The organism is Salinirubellus salinus, assembly GCF_025231485.1.
Classification (GTDB): domain Archaea; phylum Halobacteriota; class Halobacteria; order Halobacteriales; family Haloarculaceae; genus Salinirubellus; species Salinirubellus salinus.
Genome location: NZ_CP104004.1, coordinates 120,440 through 140,706 on the forward strand (window position 1 = coordinate 120,440; position 20,267 = coordinate 140,706).

Genomic DNA, 20,267 nt, shown 5'->3' on the forward strand with positions numbered 1-20,267 from the left:
GGCCTACGCGAGTGGGTCGGCCTCATCGACGAGGAGATATTTCCCGATGACGCGGCCGCTGACTCGGTAGTAGCGACCGACGAGGGCGTCGGGGAGGTCGTTCGCGACGACGCTCGTATCGAGAGCGTCCATCGCTTGCTGTTTGGCCTCCTCGATGGTGATGTCGGCGAGGGCTTCGGTCGCCTCCTTGTCGAAGATGGCGTGCTGGACGCGCACGCCGTCGTCGAAGACGGCCTTGATGCGGAGGTCGAACTCGCCTTCGACCTTTCCGTGTTCGGCACACCGGCCGTCCTGGAGGACGCGCGTACAGCCGTCGTGGGGACAGCGCTTGATGAGCCCGCTTCCGGACTGGATCGCGACCATCGGGGCCTCGATGGTCAACTCCTCGGCGTTGTCGCCGACTTCGATATCGTCATCGACGGGATCGATGACCGTCCGGGAGTTGAGGTTGATGGAGTAGCAGCCTTCGTACTCGCTGGTGACGACGTTGTCGAGTCGGTACACGCCGTCCGCGTCGAGTTCGGGAAGCTCGGCTTTGGCCCACTTGGTGAACTTGAGTCGGCCGCTCTCGTCGCCGATGAGCCCGACCTGGGCGATGCTGTCGCTGGTCGGCTCCCATAGGTCGACGACTTTGACGGTGACGCTGACCCACTGGCCGTCGGTGTTGATTTCGTCGAGCGTCGTGTCGCTGGCACTCTGCGAGGGGAGTGCGAGGTCGTCGTATTCGATGCCGAGCACCTCGAGGTAGTGGTTGCGCGTGGCGCGAGTAGCCTCCTCGAGCGGCACGTTGTAGCCGTTAACCATCTGGTCGAGCCGGGTGACGATATCGTCGACACTCGGGAGGGCTTCATCGCCGGCGTCGTCGGGGAACTGTTCGATGAGGGTGGTCGCGGTCGTCGCGAGGTCGTCGCTGGAGGCGTTGACCGCCGAATCTGCGGGTGTTGCGTTGGTGGACATTGGTTCGAGTTTGGTTCTGGTTCGATGGCTGTTTGAGGTGTCTTCTGGGGGAGTTTCTCCACGAGGGAGACGGGCCGAGAAGCGTCGGAACGAGGCACACGAGAGCCGTGAGAGACACGGTATCTCTCGTCTCTGTTCCGATTCCCCTCACCCCCTCTTGGGGAGCAAAAACTCTGGGAGGGTTGCTGGTCGCGACGGCCTGCGAGTCCTGGCCTGCTCGGTCAGCGAGCGTCTTCGAGGCTGATGGTTTCGTCGGCACTAATCCATCCGCCGAGGGCGGCACGCTCGATGATGGCGAACGACCCGTCTTGGAGCGTGGCGAAGCGCGTCCCGACGGTCGGGCCTGGCCCCGGCGGGTCAGGCCGGTATCGGTCGTCGGGATTGACCGCTCGCGAGGGATCTTCGCCGTCGACGATATCGAGGGCAAACAGCTCCTCGTCGGTTTCGGTATCGGTGTCGCTGTCGCTGCTATCGGGATTGGAGTTGGTATGTGAGCACATGAGTGTGAAGTTAGCTGTCGTCGCGCCAGCGCTGGCCGCAACTGGCACACGAGAGGAGTCTGGTTGGTGGCTCGTCGATGGAGCGGAGTTGGACGAGTCGGTAGTGCGCCCGGTCGTGGGAACACTCTGGACACCGGCAGGTCGTCGTGGGCAGGCCGAGGCTCGGTTCTGTCGTCGCCGTCGTCTCGGAGGTGTCGGGAGTCGCGACGCCGGTGAGCGCGTTCGTGCTGGGGTCCTCGGTGGTCGCTGCGGTATCGCCGGTGGCGTCGGAGTCGTCGTTCTCGAGTGCGGTTCCGAAGTGGTCGAGGTTGCGCACGAGCGCCCAGAGACGGCGCTTGCCCTGTGGGACGGGATGGTCTGGGACGGGCATCGAGTCGGGCTGTGAGGTGGCAATGACGTCGTGGACGGCGGCGTGAATCGCGTCTCGGTCGGCGTCGGAGTCGACGAGGACGGAGACGACGTTGGCCTGTTCGCGCCACCAGGTCGGGAGTGGGATGCCGCCGTCTTCGTCGAATATTTCGGTAGCTTTGAGCCATTCGTGGGCGTCCATCTGCCCGCTCTCTTCGGCGTCGAGGCGGTCGACCGGCGTGTGGACGGGACGAGAGACTTCCTGCACACCGGGTGTGCCGAGCGCGGGTATCGAGCGGCCGCCGTGCCGCTGGAAGGGCTGTTCGATGCCGCGCTCACGATTTGCTTTGGCGTATTTCGCCCAGTCGACGTTGGGGATGTCGCCGCGTGGCGCTGGCCCGTCGCCAGCCTCGATGACCGTGATGCGAGTCTCGGAGTCGGCGGCGAGCGTCGCTTGGCCCTGATATTTCCCGACTTTCCCGGCGACAACGCGCACGAGGTCGCCTTCGTGGAGGATGGTTCCCTGATTGGATTTCGTCCAGACGGTGAATTTGATGGTCCCGGTGTCGTCTTCGATGAGGCCGACCTGCTGTTGGGTGCGGGATTTGGGTTGCCAGAGTCGCGTGACGGTCCCCTGGATGTCGGCTTCGACGTTATACTTCGAGGGGATGATCGGCACGGAAGAGATGGGCTGGATGACGCCCGCTTCCTGGTAGAGTTCGTCGAGGACGTTCGATTGGGCGGTGAAGAGGTCCTGTCCTCGGGCGACCTTGCTGGCGAGGCGGTGTTCGAGGATGGGCTTGTTCGGGGGTGTGACGAGGCGGTCGGTGATTCGGTCGGCAGCGTCGTGCACGCGCTGGGTGGTTTCCTCGTCGAGCTGCTCGAACGGGTCGTAGGAGTGGATGTTGTCGCCGATGACGCGGTCGTTGTAGTCGGCCCGGCGCTCGCGGTACTCGGTGAGGAGTTCCCCCCTGCGCCGTGTTTCCCGGTCGATGCCCGCGACGTGGGCGGCGAGGGCTTTCTCTCGCTGGCGTTTACGCTCTTCGCGAAGTCCGTGGAGGCGCTCTTGAGCTTCGAGTGGGAGTCCACTGAGGTCCTCGTCGGTGAGGTCCATCGGGTCGATGTCTCGGGCTTGCGTGGTGCGGAGGCTTGCACCCACCCAGTAGGCGTCGAGTTCCTGTCCGCCGGTGCCTTCGATTTCGAGGCCGAACTCGTCGTATTCGGGCTGGGTCCGGGCGGCCATCATGAGCTCGCCTGCGTTCTCGAGGCGGACGCCGAGACAGTCGCTCTCGAGGTGGGGGCTCTCGTAGAGGCCGCGAAGTCGGAGTTCGTCGAAGCGGTCATCTTGTTCGACATCGCTGTTCGAGAGGCGGTGCTGTCCGTCGTGGTAGTATGTCATCGGTAGGTCACTCCGTGGTGGTTGATTCGAGAGGCGGGCGGCTGTCGGCCACCCACCTCTCGAACCCCCTCGACCCCCTTGGGGGGCCAATACTGAGCGAGGGCTAGCCGAGCCCGGTCTGTGGAGGCGGAGCTCGATTAGCAGCGACACAACCTGGTGCAGTCCTCACAGGGCGTCTCGAACAGCGTATGTGACGTTGAGCCCAGAACAATCTGGAGTGGGCGACAGGATGTGGGGAGCGAGTAACATAGTCCCGTGGCAAAATACTATATTCCCGCACCGCAAAGGGACCAGTATGACTGATCAAGCGCCAGCCGAGTTCGCGGATATCAACGAGGAGGTCCGAGAGGATTGGAAGGAGGAGACGACACCTTACGAGCGTGTTCGCCACGTTATCGCCCACACGTATTCACCCGTGTCGGCAGACACCGTCGCCGAGGACGCTCTCACCTCGCCGAAGACGGCTCGAAAGCACCTCAATGCACTCGCCGACGAGGGGTTTGTCGTGACGGCTACCGGCGAGCACGGTGGGACAACTTACCGCCGGTCCCCCGAATCGCTCGTCGTTGAGCAGGCGGCAGATATCCTCGAGCACGTCTCGACGGATGAACTCGTCACGCGTATCGGCGAGATGCGCGATCAGCTCAACGAGTATCGCTCTGAATACGGCGTTGATTCGCCTGAAGAGCTAGCCGTCGAGCAGACGAACCAGACACTCGAGGATAGAGCATCGGACCAGCCGGAAATTGATTCGGAGACGATTCAAGAGTGGCAGACGCTCCGGCGCAACCTCGCGTTCGCAAACGCAGCCCTCTCGATCGCGAATGCCGAACGATTTGTCGATGGTGATCGTCGCTCGACCGACCGCAGTATTTCGGCCTAGTCGATGTCGAATCCAGCTGGAACGGAGGAGAGCCACTCACTCCGTGGGCCGATTGACCGGTCAGCCCTGATCACAATCCGCGATATTATCGACGAGACAGAGCCCCTCGCGACACCTTCACTCGACGACTATCTCAACCCGTCTGTACTTGAGATCAGCCTCAAGGATGGCCTTTGTGGGGCCGATAATGGGCGAATTGACGTCCAGTGGACAGTCCGTGGAGACTACAAGTTTCACTATACCGACTCCAAGGGCGTGAACTTTCGGTGGGGAAAGCATCCACACGATGGGGACTATATCCACGTGCCCGGTCTCGAGCATTATCACCCACCACCTAATGCGAGTTCAGACCCGGACGAGGTAGAGGAATCCTGCATCAAGCAGTCACCGGAGGCACTGGTTACTCGTGCTGTGCTCAAACTCTGGCGTGTCGCCTACCACAGCCAGTCATATGACCCGCTGAACGCTGGAAGCAATCCTCCGTGAGACTCGACTACCAGCAGAGCTAGCGATGGATAGTTCCGTCTTCGAGGTCCCTCGACGATATCGTTATATCCAAGCGTGGAGTAGCTATAGTGAGCCTTGAACGGCTCATCATATCAAAGTAGGAAGGGCCACTCGCCTTTCCATTCCACTAACGATGAGCTGTAGCGCCGTTACGTGAGCGAGTTTCTGTACTGACTGCTTCTGTTCGACGTGGTCGTTCGCGGTCTGTCGTCAAGGGCGCGCTGGAGCCACGTTGAATGTACGCGGGATTGTGGGAGGTTCCAACGAGAAACCGACAGACAGCGCAGGGATACCACGATACAGTTATCATCGCTGTCAGCCTCTCTGCGAGTGGAAAGCACGGCGCTTTCTTACTTTGATATGAGTGGATACACCGACAGGTCCGACCTCACTGAGGACGGACAACAGAACGGCAGTACCGAAATCGAACACAACACCGAACATGAGCACCCCACCCACACTGTTCGCCTGTTCTCACAGGCGGCAGACCACGGATTCCCGGCGACGGTTCGCCTCTCCACCGAGGAGATCCGCCGTCTCGACGATGGAGTGGAATCCCCGACGATTCGTCGGTGGCTCAACCTCGATGCAGACACGAACGCAGACGCGAGTTCCCACTCGCCGTCCGCACTCTCGACAGAGCGTGAGTTCCGTGGCACTGTGGATGGACAACACTCGACCACCGAATCTGACTCCGAATTCGACACCGATGTCGACGTCCTCGCCGATGTCGATGCCGGTGTCGACTTCGACCGTGAGTCCGAGCGTACTGGTGCGCACGAGTCCGGTTCTGAACTCGAACTCGAACGTGAATCCGAGGGCGTCTACGGCTGGTACGATGACCAACCGATGGTCGCGTCTCGGAGTGATGAGCGGAGGACTGAGATGAACGCTTGCGGACGACCCGCTGATGCGCTCTCTGAGTCCGATGTTCTCGCACGTGGGCAGTACATCTACATGGGCCACGACCGCCTGACCGACCCGACTGGGGACCAGTTGACGGGCACGGCATCTGGCTTCGATGAGTACGACCCCATCAGTTCGACGGAGGTTCCGGTGCGCCTTGGACGAACACTCGTCCCTGAAGACCAGCTGGATGCACACACTCGCCGGCTGCGTGCGCTGAAGGTCATCCCCGAGGATGAGCAGGCGCCACGCGAGGCAGAGGGTGTCGGAACGGACGATCTGGAAGTGACGCTTCCCTCTGGGGAGTTAGTCGCACTCCGGACTCTCGTTGCGAATCCAGCGGAGTACTCTCGATCGTCGATTCCTGGTATCGAGCGCCGGCTGGCGTTGGATGCAGAGCTAAAGAGAGTCTCTGCGGGAATTGACGCTGCTGGACACCTGACTGGCCTGGCTGCGACGTTGGATGCACACACCGACTTGCTCGCTCGCTACCGGAGCGCGCGTGCTGGTGTTGCTCCTGCGCGTCGTGAACAGACCGTCGCCCAGCAACTCTACGACCTCGCCGAGCCCCTTCGGGAGCTCGACGCTGAGGATTCCGAACTTCGTGAGGAGGTCTTGACTGAAGCACGCAGATTGCTCCAGGCTGAGACCGTCCACGAGATTCGTCGCCGACCCGTCGAAGTCGCGTCCGACCTTGCACAGCGTGTGCTGGATGGACAAGATGTGACGTCGGCATTCCTCAGACTCCTCGAAGACGAAGCAACGAACCCGAGAAACGTCCTGCGAATCAACGCGATTCTACAGGCGAACCTCTGGTCCTCGAAAGGCTATCTCACCACGCAAGGCGTCGTGAAGAAGGTCTACCATGCTGACGTCCCTGGATTGAAATTCGGGATGATCGTCAAGGATGGAGATCGCCGCGAGGATGAAGTTCGTGTCTCTGTCTGGGAGTCAAGCGAAGAGGAAATTACTGCATCAACGGCCGACCCGGATGACGCCGATGGAGAAGTAATCATCTCGAAGAAGATTCTCGCCGAGCCGAACGAAGGTGACGTGGTCCGCCTGGTTGACTTCAAGCTACCGTACAAGAAGTCCAACCAGACGTATCAAGGTCAACCGAAGCTCGACTCGCGTTGGGAATCCGAGATTCAGATTCTCGAGCGTGCACCGATCACCGCACCGACTCGCTCGACGCCTGCGACACCTCAGCGTGTTAGTCAGTCGTCGCGCTCGTCTGATGCTGGTGAGGCTGTTCCCCGGAGTTCCGCTGCGAAGTTCTCTGGTGACGTTTCGACAACCTGGCCTTCGCCAGTGCTGCTCGAGACGCTCATCGAAGACGAACTCGCTCGTGTCTCCGACCGCGTTCAAGCAATAGCCGAACGCAAACAGCTCGCACAGCAAGAGCGTCAGATGAAGCGAAACCGCCGATTCCTCACGGACCACCCTGAGGCACTCGGTCTCTTCAAGGCAAACGCGTTGATGAGATTCGTGAACGGCGACTCGCCTCGTGACCCCTCGTCGTGTTGGGTTTGTGGTGTCCGGAACGATGACATGAACTACGATCCGGTCGTAGCGTCTCGATTCCACCCACTCTGCCTGGCACGCGCTGGTGTTGAGAGTTGTAAGGAATACACCGAACAGCGCCTCACCGAGTACACCGAGTCACTCGATGGAGGAGCTGCCTGAGTATGTGTATGAGCACAGTTGATACCCGTACTCAGGTTCGGATTCAGGCTCAGATTCGACAGACCTCGATAACGGTACTCCCCGATACCTGGTTGTGTCCTGAACTGTAACGAACCCTAGCACCCCCGAGTTCCCTACCGATCGAACTCAGAATTCCAACTAAATTCTCTTTCGAAAACCAAACCTGTAGCCGCCGAGCAGCGCCTCAGCCTCCCGAACCGCCGATCACGAACCCCCCAGAAGCAGCCTGTGCTACGGTCGATGTCGTGCGGACCAGAATGTGGTGGGTGTAGTTCCACATTCAATGTAGCCAACGAGTCCTCATACGGGTGAGACGCATATGGAACAACAGTATGACGACGTCTGGGCACGGTGAGGAGGAGACATGGTTTGAGGTACAGCTGTCGGTTCCATGGGTGGTGGCGGGAACGACGGGCGTCCAGGACGTAATCAACATCGCGGTGTCGGAGGTGGGCAAGAGGGTGAATCAGACGTCGGCGCGGTACTCGGAGATCGTCGTTCAGGACGTCGCGTGTCCGTCCTGCGGGTATGAGTATGAGGCGGCGCTTTCGACGACGGATTTCGCGTTGGTGGTCGTGACGGTGTTGGCGCAGTTCGAGGCGTCCTCAGCGGAGGAGAGTTCGCGCATCGCGAAGCGTGAGTTGGGTGTGCGAATGAAGGATATTCCGTTGACTGTCCTTGGGGTTCGGCGGGCGTCGTCAGCAGTGGAGCCAGCGGTGGAAACGGCGTCGGAGCCGGACGCGGTGACAGATGCGCCCGCAGGGGACAGGCCGGAGAGTGACGCCTCGAGGTCAAGCTCCTCGGCGAGGTAGTCTTCCGTCTCTTCAAACTTCATAGTGAAACGAAGCCCTACAGGTGGTATAGCGCTAATACTGGCCCTTAGTACTCTACCTCAATCCAACTTCCTGGGTATTCGAACCCAGTATTCTGATTGTGACCCCGAAAGTCATAATATTTATTATGTTAAGGAACCAACTGATGTCGTGCCCAAAACACCCTCCTACGACGGACGACACCCCTCCATGGATGGGCACACATCCACCGGGGATTAGGACAGTTTCCTACGTCTCCTGCCACGAGCGAGCGAAGTTGCTCGACCAGTGCCGAGCGTAGGATCAGCGGAGCAGTCTCTAGCGGTGGATTAGCCGCGGATGACTGTAACGTCGAAGCCGATAGCAAAGCCAGTTCCAATCCCACTGCCCGTACAAGCACGGGAACTCGGCCTCTCACGTAAGGATGGCCGGGGACACCCTCCTTTCGAGAAAGTACCAGAACGAACGGTGCGCGAGGTCGATGGCTTAGTGTCTGGTCGGGGAGTGGATTCAGCCAATTCGATTCGTAAAGAAGATTTCGAGTGTGGGGTCATGGCTGTCGAGGGACCGAAATCCGTGGTCCTCAGCACGCCCTCAACGACATGAGCAAAACTGGATATTCGATGCACAGCGACCGCCGGCTACCAGGACGGTCGGGTGAACGCGTGGAGGATGCGGCGGATCGTCGAGATGACGATGTATGCGGTCGAGACTGCGAAGCCACCGACACAGACGGTCCAGAGGCCGGTGGTAGCGAACTGCGGATCGACAGCGAGGAACATCATCCCGACGTAGGCGGTGATAAACATCGAAAAGACGGCGGTGGTCAGGAGCGGTACGTTGACCGGGGGTGCATATCGGATGGACATAATTCGTGGTCGGAGTCGAAGGTGAGTCGAGACTGATCGGTTCGGTCGGGTCGGCGGCGCACGGCCGCGCCGCGGACAAACTCGAGATCGAGCTGGAGCTGGAGCTCTGGCTCGGAATCGGAACGACGCGAGTGTCGTCGATGTCGCGGCGAGACGCCGCGCTGCTCGACTTCCTCACCCCTTTAGGGGACCAATACTCGGCCCGAGAGTGACCGTCCATCCGAGGGGGGTCGAACCGCATCGGTAACCGGCCGAGCGAAGCGAGGCCGGGAGCGGAGCGGGGCGGCGGAACGGGGCGGGGCGGAAGCGACAGGCCTCTCACAACCGGGGGAGCGCTAGCCGAGCCGGATCAGGGGATTCGAGCGTCAAAAAACGCCTCCGGGAGGTGGGGACGGCTCGCCCCTTATTGGGCTTGAGCGAGACTCGCTTCCGGCGCGATGTCCTTGATGGCCGCCTCGACTGCCGCTTCGATGTCGGAGACATCCGACTGGTACACCGACTGGACGGCGTCGGTGGCGTCGGAGTCGCGACTGGCGAGCGCGCCGAGGCGCTGCTGGGTCGCGTCGATGGTCTCGGCCACCCACGAGTCACGGGCCTCGCGGTCGACGACCGTGATGGACTCAGGTTGGATGGACACCTTCACGCCGTAGTCCGTCTCGTAGTGGTGGAGTTTGCCGACCACGGCCACGTACGAGGGCGTCTCGGCCGACCGGAGCACGTCCATTGCCTCTGCCTGGTACTGCCCGGCGTAGAGGTTGGCGGCCTCACCAGCGGCCATCACGCGCCCCTTCCAGAACTCGGAGTCACTGCCGACGTCAGCCGTCTCGATGAGCGTCCCGACGACGAACACGCGGTTGGCCGCCTCGCCACTCGGCAGGAGCGTGAACTTCGGCGCTCGGTCATCGCCCTCGTCTTCGGGGCGGGTGAACGAGTGGGTCGCCTGGTTGAGTTCTTCGGCAAACAGGCGCTTGGCCGGCTGGCGCTGAGTGACGGCCGGGGCGATGATCGCGTCGCTGAGGCCGGGGTTGTCAGCGGAGTAGCCCGTCTCGACCGCTTCGTCCACGAGGAAGTACTCGCCGACGACCGGGCCACGCACATCGAACGTCTTCCCGATGAGCGAGGCGCGGAGTTCTGCGCCGACCACGCTGGCGTCGAGGGCATCAGCGGCCATTTCCTTCGCTCGCTCGAGTGTGATGCCACTGACAGCGGTGGTCATCTCGGCGTTGAACAGCGCTCGGACAGCGCGCTCACCGTCGTCGAGGATCGCTTTCAGCCGAAGGTCGAACACACCATCAACTTCGCCGTGCTCGGAGCAGCGGCCGTTCTGGACGACGCGGGTGCAGTCCTCGTGGGGACAGCGCTTGATCAGGCCACTGCCGTCTTCGAGGGCGACGAGCGTGCCCGTTGCGCGCACTTTGCCGTCGGTGGATTCGACGGCGTCCTCGGCGGCGACCTCGGTGACCTCGCTGGCCTTGTTGAGCGAGATGGAGTACTTGCCTTCGTACTCGTTGGTGATGGCCGAGGCGATGTCGTAGGTGACGCCCTCCTCGAGGGCAGGCAGGCTCTCAGTGTTCTTCTGCCAGACGACGAACTTCATCTGGGCGCTCTCATCACCGATGAGGCCGACCTGCCGCATGGAGTCGTGCTTGGGCTCCCAGAGGTCGACGACCTGCACTCGGACGTCCACCCATTCCTCCGGGCCGACATCTGCGATGTCGCCGAGCATGACGCGCTCGAAGGCGTGCGAGCCGCTCGCGTCGCCACCGAAGCCCGCCAGCGCCGAGATGTCCTCGGACAGGTCGCCGTCGTCGAGGTCGTACTCCGCTGCGAGGTTGCGAACCGTCGTCGTGGTCGCCTCCTCGAGAGGGACGCTGAACTCCTGCATCGCCGCGATTCGCTCCTGGACGGTCGAAGCGGGCACGTCCACGCCCATCTCGCCGAACTTGCCGCTGATGTCTGCCGCACGCTGCTCCACGCTGAGGTTGGAGTTTGCACTCATAGTAGTCTCTCTGAGGGGGATTTCACGAGTCAAGACAGAACGAGGACGTGCCTCGCCCCACCCGCACTTCCCTCACCCCCTTTGGGGGCCAATACTTTCGGGAATCGCAAGCAGGACAACCGCCAGTGGCGGAGTTTTAACAGATCGGCGTTGCTCGCATCGAGCCGCTCGTGAGGTCGAAGATCGAGAAAATGGACGTCGTCACGCCCTCTCTCACTTCCCTCACCCCCTTTGGGGGCCAATACCCACGTCAAAGGGGAAAGCCGAACTTGTCTTCGTTGAAAGTCTCGCTCGATTCTGAATTCCAGTGACTGTAGTCGATGTCGGGAGCGTATTCGAGTTGTATTTCTCTCTGGTAGGCCCTAGGATTATATGTTCCTAAGATAACCTGTTGATGCCGGGAGATGTCAGAGGCACTGGCTCCCCCACCCCCAATCCCCTTGCATACTGGTAGCCGCTACCCCGGAAGAGTGGTTGTCGAGATAGAGTCAAGGATTGTCCATTACTCCCTTTTAGCAGCACGCATACCGAATTGGTCATCCACTGTGGATTGCTCTGAAGCCTAAGCCTGGAATCCTGCTCTTAGCACATGATGTGGATTAGAACGTGTAGTCGTCACGAACGACCGCGTTCGCACAGGATTCACAGAGGACGTCGAAGGGCGGCCACCCGGTGAGGCCGTCGGCGTCCTCGAGGAGCGCGGTCGGGACCAGGCCGCTGGTCCCACAGCCACCGTCACACGAGGTGAACGAGTGGCTGACCGCGGCGAAGGTCTCGCCGTGCGGGTCGTGGTCGGGCTTGCGGAACTCGGGTTCCTCGCCCGTTTTGAAGGACACGCTGACCGGCTCGCGCTCGGCCGTGTGGTTGGTATCGGTGCGCCGCTCGTCGGACTGGATGTTGGTCATCTCAAATCCCTCACCCCATTTGGGGTCCAATACTTTCGCAGCGACGAGGAAGGGGACACCACGGGCCGTGCGGGAGCGACGCCGCCGAGACGCGCGGCGATCACCCTACCAGCAAAGCCGGGAAGCGGAGTTAGCCGAAGAAGCGGGAGAACATCCCTCGTTGTTTCCGGCGTTCACGTTCGTCGGCCTGGATCTGCTCGTTTGCCTCCTCGTACTCGCGGAGGACGGCGTCGAGGCCGGAGAGCGTCTCCTTGGCCGTCGCAACGTCTTCGCGACGGACCAGCGGGCGGAGAATCTGCTTGAGCCGCTTGACGGGGTCGTCCGGAAGGTCGGAATCCGCCGGCGACAACAAGCCGGCCCGCTTGAGCTGGGTCCGGTAGCGTTCGCGTTCGCCCATCAGCTCGTCCATCGCCTTCAGGTAGGTCTCGGCGGTGAACTTGTAGCGGTCACGTTCCGCCTCAACATCCGCGAGATCGCGGAGCCGCTCTTCGAGGCGGGTCTGATACCGCGCCAGCACGCGGTTGTCCTCGCGAGCGACCTTCATCGCCTGGGCTGTCGGCGTTCGACCCTCGATGGGACCAACGGTCCAATCCGTCGGATGTTTCTCGGAATCGTCGAGATGGGGATTGGTCCGCGACCAGTTGCCACCGGCTTTCGTGACGGATTCGGTCATCATCCGCTGCGTACTCTCATCGAGGTCGGAGTCGATGTCCGTCCCGTCGGGAGCAGCGGGCGAGACGCCCTCCGGAGTGACGCTCCCACCAGGGGTCGACTCGCCCCGGTCGTTCGAGGCGGGGGAAGCGTCGCGCATGGCCGTCGACGCTGACTGTCCAGTGGGGGCGTTCGCAGCCGCGTCCGCAGCAGCGGCCGGGTCCACACCCATATCCACACCCACACCTCCGTCGTCGGCCCCACTGTCGCTGTCGTTGTCGCCGTCGAGGTCGAGGAGTACGTCGGGGGGACTCTCGGCGGCAGTCGCGGCGTCATCCGTGTGCAGCGGACCTGGGGCGCTCGGAGCGGCCTCGGCCGATGCAGACGCGCCATCACTCACGAAAGAACCCCCGGCCGCACCAGCGGAGTCCTGTGGCTTCTGAGCGGATGCTGAGGATGCCACGTCATTCGCGGGGATATCCAAGGCCGAGGTCGAGGGAGAAGACGATGCCGTTGGCCCGTCGGCCTTCGAGAACTTCACCCCATCGTCACTCGGGAGTTCGTAGTGGTCATCCACTCGGAGGAGCGCGCGGGCGAGAGTGACGCCGCCATAGGTCGCACCACTCGAGTAGTGTTGGCCGTCCCACTTGGGTCGCATCAACCCGGAGGTACGAAAGAGCGCGTCCATCCGATCGGGGTCTTTCCCCGTCCAGAACGCAAGCGTATGAGCGAACGCCATATCCGCTTCAGACTGACTCGGATAGTCGGCATCGTGAGACCCCCACATCGAGGAATCGCCTTCGTAGAGGCGGCGTTTTCGGTCGCCACCTTGCGAGTCGTACATCCGATTCAGAATCTCGCCATCTGATAGCTCGATACCGGGCCCTGCGAGGTCGGCAAACGTACTGGGGCACACCGGGGGAAGGTACTTCGTCTGGACCCGCTCGAGGGCTTCTCGGATGGCCGGGTCACGGATGTTTCTGAAGGCGTCACCGTAGCGCTCGACGAGTGCGCTTTCACTCTGCCGACCAGGGACTTCGGTGGAACGCCGACCGCCACGATTACCTCCACTTTCTGAGGTATCGCTCGCGGCGGTATCGGCGAGACTCAACTGCCCATCCGAGCTGGACTCACCACGAATGTACTCACCGTGAACGGCGTCTAACTCGTCCTGACATTTCCGAATCTCCGTGGGCGTGTCCTCGAGGTGGGCCCCAGTCACGGTGAAGTAGCGATCAGAGTCGTACATCTCGACGCGACCCCGGCGATTCCCGGCGGCGGTCAGTTCGCCCCCGACGAGGATATGCACACCCGTGCCGGAGGGAGACACTTCGGTGTATGAGTCGAGTCGGTCGATGATATCTTCGGCCCAGTCTTCGAGCTCGCCTGTATCAGGGTCACGACACTTATCGAGGTCGACGCCGGTGATGGAGACGTTGTCGGTGAAGACGAAGCCAAGGCCATCGCCGGGCACGCGGGAGTCGTTGAGTGCCTCCCACGCAGTGTCGAAGTCGCGGCGCTGTTTGGGGTTGGTGACGTCGCAGTTGATATCACCGCTGGTTCGATACGGTTTAGTCGGGATTTTGGTAGCTTTCCCGTTGCGCTCTCCCTCACGCCAGAGAATCCAGTTCTCGATAGAGCGGATATTGGCCGGGATTGCGTCGTTTGTTACGTCTATATTCGTCATAGATTCATCGTGATGTTCGGAAGGGTCGTCGCCACTCGACGGCGGGCGAAACAAACCCGGATTGTCGATATCGACCCGATTTCAGGGAAAATCGACACCCCGCGCGCGATTCGCGCAGAACTGGTGACCCCCTCTAATCCAATACTATGATATGTAGCATCGAAGGAGCCGAATGGGGCCACCAGATTGCTCGATAGAGCCTCTGGGCCGTTTTGCGCGCGTGCGCTAAGTCCCGACGGTTGGGGAGTCGTCGCAGACCCGGATTCTGGGGGTAGAAGGCTCTTACCTACTGAGCGCGGCGTGCGCGGATTTTGCGCGGATTTGCGCGCACTCGAATCACCTTCAATTTGGCCGATTTTGATCGGAGCAACGAGCGCGCTTTTTAGACCTTCTGGGCCGTTTTGCGCGCGTGCGCTAAGTCCCGACGGGTAGGAGGCGGTCTCAGACACGGGGTCTGGAGGTACAAGGCCCCTACATGCTGTGCGCGCCGTGCGCGTACTTTGCGCGCACCGCCGGAGAGGGTTATTCAAGGTCATCGAGTAGATTGGCCGCGCTGACGAACTCCCATTCTCCATCCGACCCCCAGATCGACTCGGTCAGTTCACCGTGTGACCGCCCCCGTCGTTTGGCAGGGAGCTCGTCGATTAAGCCGGCGTTCGCGAGAGCCCGCGCGATATTCCATGCTTCTGAGAGATTTGGGACGACCCAGATTTTCTTCTCGACGTCGAAGCAGTTGAAGTCCTCGTAGTGCTTGACGATGTGCTCGTGGCGTACGTTCCAGATCGCCTCTCCAATCACAGCTGGCTTGTCGTCTTTGTACGCGACGACATCTGGCTTCACGTCGGTCCCGAAGATCGGGGTGTATCGCTTGACGAAATAGTGAGAGGTATCATCGTTCGCGAGTGTGCGAGCGAGTGCCTCGACCATCACCTTGTGGTAGGTCTTCTCGTTGACGTCACCCTGGTCTTCACCAAAGGCGACGCGAGCGCCACACGCACGCTGACCGTCCTCGGTGACGGTGTAGTAGACACGGAGATTCTCGATCACCTTCTCTAGGTAGCCGAGGTCGATGAGCCGGTCGGGGGATACCTCAGAGAAGTGACTATTTATCGGCTTCATCGTATCGAGCATATCGAACTTGGGATGTCGACCGTTCACAGTTGTCACGACGGCGGCGAGAAATTGGCGTTCCTGAACTGTCAGATTCTCGTCTATGTCTGAGCCAACGCCACCGACCCAGGTATCGTGCCGGTCGGCGTGGTCAGCGTCCGAAGGGTTCTCCGTGGCCGCCCCCGCTCCATCGGCGCGGGTCGTATCTCCCTCCACGCCACCCTGTGCAACGGCGGTAGCAGTCTCGTCCGTGGTGGTTGGGTCGGCCCCGTTGTAGAGGAAGTCGTTGATACGATCTTCCAGATTGCTTACCGAATCTTCACCGCCACGTTCAGCGGGAGATTCGGCCTGAGCGCCACCGATTCCTTCGCTGGCTGCTCGGCGCGAACCAAAGTCGTCCGTGAGGTCGTCGGCGGGCCGGGTGACAGGCCTCGACGGGCCATTCTGATCGCCACCATTTGCGGGTTGCGTCCCGACCTGAGTTGCTACGTTCCGCCGACTCTCCCAGACGTCTTCTTCGGGCTCCGAGTCGGAGTCGGGGCCGGAGCCGGACACATCGTTGTGGTGTGCGTTCGGATCGGTGGCATCGACCCCAGAGCCGGTGTGGGATGCCGAGAGTTGCTCGGCGGAGGGGTCCGTGTTGCTTCCGGGGATGAGACAGTAGTCGTCCCGCGTTTGGCGTGTCTTCTTCGCGTCGATCCCTCCGAAGGAGTCACCGTAGGGTGAGACTGAATCCTCGTTCACGGGGTCGTCCGAGTCCCGGTGGCCGGCGGGGATGCCGACCGGCAGGAGCGTGACAAGTTCGGGAACGTCGGTCATGAAGCCCGTGTCGGGGAGTTGGGCGACCCATTCCCCACGAGGGAGTGACGTAATCCGGTCAACGAGTTCCTCGTCTTCGATGCCCTCGTGGAAGAGTGTCATCACCAGCTCTTCGTCGACGGCGAGTTTGCCGATGAGTTTGGTGTTGATGTTCCGCAGAATCTCCTTGTAGGAGGAGACGTCGAGGGCGTCGGATTTCACCTGCTCGGCGAAGTGAACGATAACCTCGAGGGCGAGGCCGAACTCACGGCCGTCGGGGATCATGTCGTCGCGAACCAGTTCGGACTGGAGGAGCGGTGCAGCCTCGTCGATAATCAGGTTGATGACGTAGCCATCGCTGACAGGCGGTGTCTTGCCGAGGCGATGGCGGAGGCGAGCGCCGGACCAGATGTAATCGAGCAACATGAACGTGAAGAGGTTGCTCGAGGCGGGCCGGAGGTCGCCGGTGTCGATGAGAACGACGCGCTTGCTGGCGAGGATGTCCTGGATGTCGAACATCGGCGATTGGTGGGCGTAGTGCCCGTTCTCCTCGTCCCATTCTGGGACGAAGTTGAGAATCCGCCAGATGAACGACCGCTCTGCTAGTTTCGTTATCCGATTCATCACCGCGTCGATGGAGGTCATGAACCGCTGGCGGTCAGCATCGACGTGGCGCTGAAGGGTCCGGTGGAGCGTGGCATCGCTCACGGGTGGGAGCTTCCCCTGAGCCTTCGTTTCCTCGTTCATGCTCCCAAGTTTCTGCATGTCCATCGCCGCAGTCAGGAGGTCGCTGATGGGCCATGCATCCTGGCCGTGAACGGGGTCGAACATCGCCTTGATGAGGCTGTTGAGAATTTCCTGAGCGACGAATGCCTGGTCAGCCATTTCTCGACCGAGGACGTACACGAGCAGTTCGTTGTAGCGGTCGATTTTCTCTTGGACAGCGACGGTTCGACTGACGCCGGCGGCGAGTTGCGGGCGAATATCGAAGTAGGGGAACGCGAGGACCTCGTCATTCGGCCCAGGGACGGTGATATGGACGACGTCGTCGAGGTTCCCGAACTTCTTGAAGTGGGCGCGCTTGTACTGGTCGGCCATCGACCCGCCCTTCTTGTCGAAGACGAAGATGGGGCCGTCGAACGACTCGTAGGCGCTGAGGGTGTCGTTAATCATCGCGGTGGTCTTCCCGCCACCCGTCGTGGCTGCGCGCATCACGTGGTGGGTGAGTTGTTCGGCGCTCAGGCTGATCGGGATGTCCGGCCGGTTGTCGACGGCAGTCTCGGCGTACCCGATACACATCCCGTGGTTATACTGCGAGAGGAGGTCCTCGTCAGTCGCAGTGAGTGGCGAGCGAGCGTCGGGTGATCCGCCGGAGGATCCGCGACTCGCGCGGGGGAGTGCGTCCGTGTGGGGGACGACGACGAAGTTCGCGAGTTCGTCGGGCGAGGCACACAGGATGGGGTCGGCTTTGCTGAAGCGCCCGGAGAGCCCGCTCGAGGTCGCAAGCCGGGCGTGACAGAGCGCGGCGAACTCTTTGTCGCTGATGCCGAGGAGGTCGCCTTCGATGCCGTAGTAGGGGCCTGACAGCGAGGTGAAGGCGTTCGAGATGCTCTGGATGGTCTGTTCGTTACAGGCGGCCCGGAGCGTGAGGTCGAACGTCGTCGTGGGCTGTTTGTGGTCGATCTGGGCCATCCGCGAGCCGGTGATTTTGTTGCTGTCACCGGCGGTGACGGTCCCTCCGACCTGTTCTGAGATATCGCCTCGGTGGATGTTGCGGCGTTCCTGTTCTGAGGTACCGAACATCTGGCGGGCGAACTCGTTTTTGAACGCGCTGAACGTCCCGTGGTTGCCCATCTTGAGGTTGCGCTTGTGGACTTCGGCTTCACTCGTCCAGTCGGGTCGTGGTTTGAACACGGCCTGGAACATGAACGGGTCGTCGGCGTGCACAGCCTGCTCAAGGAGGACGCTCAGGGGCGACCGATACTGGTCGTCGTTGTCCGTCGCGATGTCGCTGAACGGCCGCAGGAGCGTCATCCAGTCGTTCTTTTTCGACGAGATGCCTTTCCAGCGAACCAGCGAGGGGCGTTTCTCCTCGGGGACTTCCTCGGGACGGAGGGGGACGCCTTTCTTGATGAGTTGCTGCTCGGCTTCCTCTGGTGAGGGCCCGTCGCCACGGCCGATATCGTGGTCCTCGAACACGGCGGGATCCTCGAACCCGCTGAGGCGCTCGAGGTCGCCAATATCTTCGAGGGTCGCAATCCGCCGACCGCCCACCTGTGCGTTGCCGTTGTCGCTGGCGAACGCGGCCACGGGGTTGAACGGGACGATCTCGAATTCAAAAGACTCGGGATACATCGCGGCGATGTTGGCAGCGAGTGTCTTGAACGCGGTTGCGTCGTAGGGCGTTACCGAGACGTAGAAGTCGAAGCGTTTGGTGTCTCGCGGCTTGTGAATGACGAACTCGAAAGATTTCTTCGTGTCTTTGAGTCCGAGGCGGCCCGCGAGGTTGAACCGCCCAGTGTCGGTGACGCCGGCTCGATAGAGGCCGAAGAGTCCGGCGATTATGTTACCGGGCGTGACCTGCTCCCGAGCGGGGGAGATGTGGATGTACGGGCGGGCTTCAATAGGGTCGCCGAGTTTCTTTCCGGGCCCGGACCCCACTTCGACGTCCTCGTAGTCGGCGAGACGGTCCTCACGTGACGCATCCTGGTCGCCTGCGGTTGCTGGCGTCTTGACGCGGTCAAGGTCAGATGACTCTGTGCGAGTCTCTGCGGGGATTTCCTCCTCTGTACGGTCGTTCTGGTGCTCGCTCGCGTCCGTCGTGGAGTTCGGAGCGTCGGCCCGGAGACGCGAGAGGTCGAGGCCTTTCCGCTCAAAGACGCTCTTGGGGGGCTGTGAGCTCTCTTGAGCGTCGGCGTCCTGGTCGAGTGTTTCGCGGTCTGAGGGCGTTGCGGTCATCGCATCACCTCTACGCGGCCGGGGAGAGGTCTCCCGGTGGGGCGTGCGATGGTCGCGAGAGTCCCGGTGGGCGGGACGATTCGATTGCTGTTGGTGTGCTCGGTCATTATCGTGATTGGCGGGTGAGCGTCTCGTCCGGGGACGCCGGTGTTCCACGGGGTAATGCCTCGGAAGCTGTCGCTCCCGAGCTGTGAAACGAGCCACTCGGAAAGGGCCCGGTTGGTTGTTCGGGCACGAGTGGGACGATGATTGAGGTGTGTTTCCTATCCGTCCCTGCCGGGTCAGGGGGTGGCGATCCACTCGAGGAGCGTCACGAAGACGGTGACCCCGAAGTAGAAGATCGTCATGCTGGCTCCGCCGATCATGAGCCACATCCCGTTTTCTGCACGGTCGGAGTTCTTGCGGGCGGTGAACCAGACGATTGCGCCTAGCGCGAGGCCGACGAGACCAGCGTACTTGAGGACGAGCAGGACGGTGTCGTACAGGTTGGTCATGATGCCTTCCAGACCACTCGTGCCGGTCTGTGCCGCGACAGGCTGCACGAAGAGGGTCAGTGCGATGAGGGCCATGAGGACGGTCATTCGGTGCTTCTTCAGGAGTTTCGTTACAGGGAGGGTGTTCATGTGATTCCTCGAACACGAGTACGGCGAGAACGAGAATAAAGAAGCGCAGCCCACATTGGATGTGGTAATGTAGCGGATGTAGTGATGTGGTCAGAGCAATAGTCGAGGACCGCTTCGTGAACAGTCCATGCGGCTGATTTCGGCGTTTCGAAAATATACACGGGTTTGCGTGGGATTCGCGGAGGGGCGGGATTGTGGGGGTGACCGCTCAGTTTATTTTCATGCCATACGTAAGCGTCTCCGGATAAGGGAACACCCTCCTCGTAGACCCAGTCCATCGAGTGATTGAAGTGTCAGCCAAAAACACCACACCAACCACGGGTATTGCTACCGACTGTGACGAACCCCGGACGACGATCAACGTTTGTCTGCACCGGAATACGCACACGCGTTTGACGGCCTACAAGAATTACAACCCACTCGCGAACAAGACGTTCGACGAGGCGGTCAACGAGATTCTGGACTCGGTCGGATTCCCCGAGGCCGATGTCTTTGAGAACCCGGCGTTCCCAGTTCTCTCATACACGGGTGACCAGCCATTCTCGATGCCTGGTGACGACTGAGCAGAGCCACCCACGCGGTCTTTCCCGCCGGTCGCTCTCCACAATCAAATAGCTGGCTCTGTTGAAATTCTTATTCGTTGATAGT

The 20,267-nt window shown here is 61.3% G+C and carries 14 protein-coding genes; 5 read left to right on the forward strand and 9 right to left on the reverse strand.

The window, feature by feature from the left end:
* Window positions 1-3 precede the first annotated feature (3 nt).
* The 3 genes from N0B31_RS22035 to N0B31_RS22045 all read right to left on the reverse strand — a co-directional run bounded on the left by N0B31_RS22035 (window position 4) and on the right by N0B31_RS22045 (window position 3,204).
* Window positions 4-957: a replication factor A gene (locus N0B31_RS22035; RefSeq protein ID WP_260644215.1), complete on the reverse strand. Its 954-nt coding sequence runs from the start codon at window positions 955-957 to the stop codon at window positions 4-6.
* A gap of 221 nt (window positions 958-1,178) precedes the next feature.
* Window positions 1,179-1,505, reverse strand: coding sequence for a hypothetical protein (locus N0B31_RS22040; RefSeq protein WP_260644216.1), 327 nt, complete (start codon window positions 1,503-1,505; stop codon window positions 1,179-1,181).
* Window positions 1,468-3,204 carry a hypothetical protein gene (locus tag N0B31_RS22045; RefSeq protein WP_260644217.1) on the reverse strand — a complete coding sequence of 579 codons (1,737 nt, stop codon included), beginning with the start codon at window positions 3,202-3,204 and terminating at the stop codon, window positions 1,468-1,470. The genes N0B31_RS22040 and N0B31_RS22045 overlap by 38 nt, the downstream gene beginning before the upstream one ends.
* Window positions 3,205-3,499: 295 nt before the next feature.
* Between N0B31_RS22045 and N0B31_RS22050 the strand changes: the two genes are divergently transcribed.
* The 4 genes from N0B31_RS22050 to N0B31_RS22065 all read left to right on the forward strand — a co-directional run bounded on the left by N0B31_RS22050 (window position 3,500) and on the right by N0B31_RS22065 (window position 8,019).
* A complete protein-coding gene (locus tag N0B31_RS22050) occupies window positions 3,500-4,087 on the forward strand; it encodes a DUF7342 family protein (protein ID WP_260644218.1) in 588 nt (195 codons plus the stop codon).
* Between the two features lie 3 nt (window positions 4,088-4,090).
* A complete protein-coding gene (locus N0B31_RS22055) occupies window positions 4,091-4,573 on the forward strand; it encodes a toxin-antitoxin system TumE family protein (RefSeq protein WP_260644219.1) in 483 nt (160 codons plus the stop codon).
* 351 nt (window positions 4,574-4,924) lie between these two features.
* Window positions 4,925-7,186: a hypothetical protein gene (locus N0B31_RS22060; RefSeq protein ID WP_260644046.1), complete on the forward strand. Its 2,262-nt coding sequence runs from the start codon at window positions 4,925-4,927 to the stop codon at window positions 7,184-7,186.
* Between the two features lie 353 nt (window positions 7,187-7,539).
* Window positions 7,540-8,019, forward strand: coding sequence for a DUF555 domain-containing protein (locus N0B31_RS22065; protein ID WP_260644047.1), 480 nt, complete (start codon window positions 7,540-7,542; stop codon window positions 8,017-8,019).
* 641 nt (window positions 8,020-8,660) lie between these two features.
* On the opposite strand, the gene N0B31_RS22070 is transcribed toward N0B31_RS22065, so the two are convergent.
* The 6 genes from N0B31_RS22070 to N0B31_RS22095 all read right to left on the reverse strand — a co-directional run bounded on the left by N0B31_RS22070 (window position 8,661) and on the right by N0B31_RS22095 (window position 19,619).
* Window positions 8,661-8,888: a hypothetical protein gene (locus tag N0B31_RS22070; RefSeq protein ID WP_042666012.1), complete on the reverse strand. Its 228-nt coding sequence runs from the start codon at window positions 8,886-8,888 to the stop codon at window positions 8,661-8,663.
* A 403-nt stretch (window positions 8,889-9,291) separates the two neighbouring features.
* Complete coding sequence (locus N0B31_RS22075; RefSeq protein WP_260644048.1) at window positions 9,292-10,887, reverse strand: hypothetical protein; 1,596 nt, start codon at window positions 10,885-10,887, stop codon at window positions 9,292-9,294.
* 599 nt (window positions 10,888-11,486) lie between these two features.
* Window positions 11,487-11,792 carry a hypothetical protein gene (locus N0B31_RS22080; RefSeq protein WP_260644049.1) on the reverse strand — a complete coding sequence of 102 codons (306 nt, stop codon included), beginning with the start codon at window positions 11,790-11,792 and terminating at the stop codon, window positions 11,487-11,489.
* A gap of 130 nt (window positions 11,793-11,922) precedes the next feature.
* Entirely contained in the window at window positions 11,923-14,130 is a 2,208-nt protein-coding gene (locus tag N0B31_RS22085) for a phage NrS-1 polymerase family protein (RefSeq protein WP_260644050.1), read from the reverse strand.
* Between the two features lie 522 nt (window positions 14,131-14,652).
* On the reverse strand, window positions 14,653-18,996 hold the full coding sequence (locus N0B31_RS22090) for an ATP-binding protein (protein WP_260644051.1): 4,344 nt from the start codon (window positions 18,994-18,996) through the stop codon (window positions 14,653-14,655).
* Window positions 18,997-19,277: 281 nt separating this feature from the next.
* A complete protein-coding gene (locus N0B31_RS22095; protein ID WP_260644052.1) occupies window positions 19,278-19,619 on the reverse strand; it encodes a TrbC/VirB2 family protein in 342 nt (113 codons plus the stop codon).
* 392 nt (window positions 19,620-20,011) lie between these two features.
* Here N0B31_RS22095 and N0B31_RS22100 point away from each other — a divergent pair, with 392 nt between their 5' ends.
* Complete coding sequence (locus N0B31_RS22100) at window positions 20,012-20,182, forward strand: hypothetical protein (protein WP_157837765.1); 171 nt, start codon at window positions 20,012-20,014, stop codon at window positions 20,180-20,182.
* The last annotated feature ends 85 nt before the right edge of the window (window positions 20,183-20,267 follow it).

Excerpts from the sequence above, each read along its gene's own strand:
- N0B31_RS22035 (WP_260644215.1), bottom strand. The coding sequence starts at position 957 with ATGTCCACCAACGCAACACCCGCAGATTCGGCGGTCAACGCCTCCAGC.
- N0B31_RS22045 (WP_260644217.1), bottom strand. The coding sequence starts at position 3,204 with ATGACATACTACCACGACGGACAGCACCGCCTCTCGAACAGCGATGTC.
- N0B31_RS22050 (WP_260644218.1), top strand. The coding sequence starts at position 3,500 with ATGACTGATCAAGCGCCAGCCGAGTTCGCGGATATCAACGAGGAGGTC.
- N0B31_RS22055 (WP_260644219.1), top strand. The coding sequence starts at position 4,091 with ATGTCGAATCCAGCTGGAACGGAGGAGAGCCACTCACTCCGTGGGCCG.
- N0B31_RS22065 (WP_260644047.1), top strand. The coding sequence starts at position 7,540 with ATGACGACGTCTGGGCACGGTGAGGAGGAGACATGGTTTGAGGTACAG.
- N0B31_RS22070 (WP_042666012.1), bottom strand. The coding sequence starts at position 8,888 with ATGTCCATCCGATATGCACCCCCGGTCAACGTACCGCTCCTGACCACC.
- N0B31_RS22075 (WP_260644048.1), bottom strand. The coding sequence starts at position 10,887 with ATGAGTGCAAACTCCAACCTCAGCGTGGAGCAGCGTGCGGCAGACATC.
- N0B31_RS22080 (WP_260644049.1), bottom strand. The coding sequence starts at position 11,792 with ATGACCAACATCCAGTCCGACGAGCGGCGCACCGATACCAACCACACG.
- N0B31_RS22085 (WP_260644050.1), bottom strand. The coding sequence starts at position 14,130 with ATGACGAATATAGACGTAACAAACGACGCAATCCCGGCCAATATCCGC.
- N0B31_RS22090 (WP_260644051.1), bottom strand. The coding sequence starts at position 18,996 with ATGACCGCAACGCCCTCAGACCGCGAAACACTCGACCAGGACGCCGAC.
- N0B31_RS22095 (WP_260644052.1), bottom strand. The coding sequence starts at position 19,619 with ATGAACACCCTCCCTGTAACGAAACTCCTGAAGAAGCACCGAATGACC.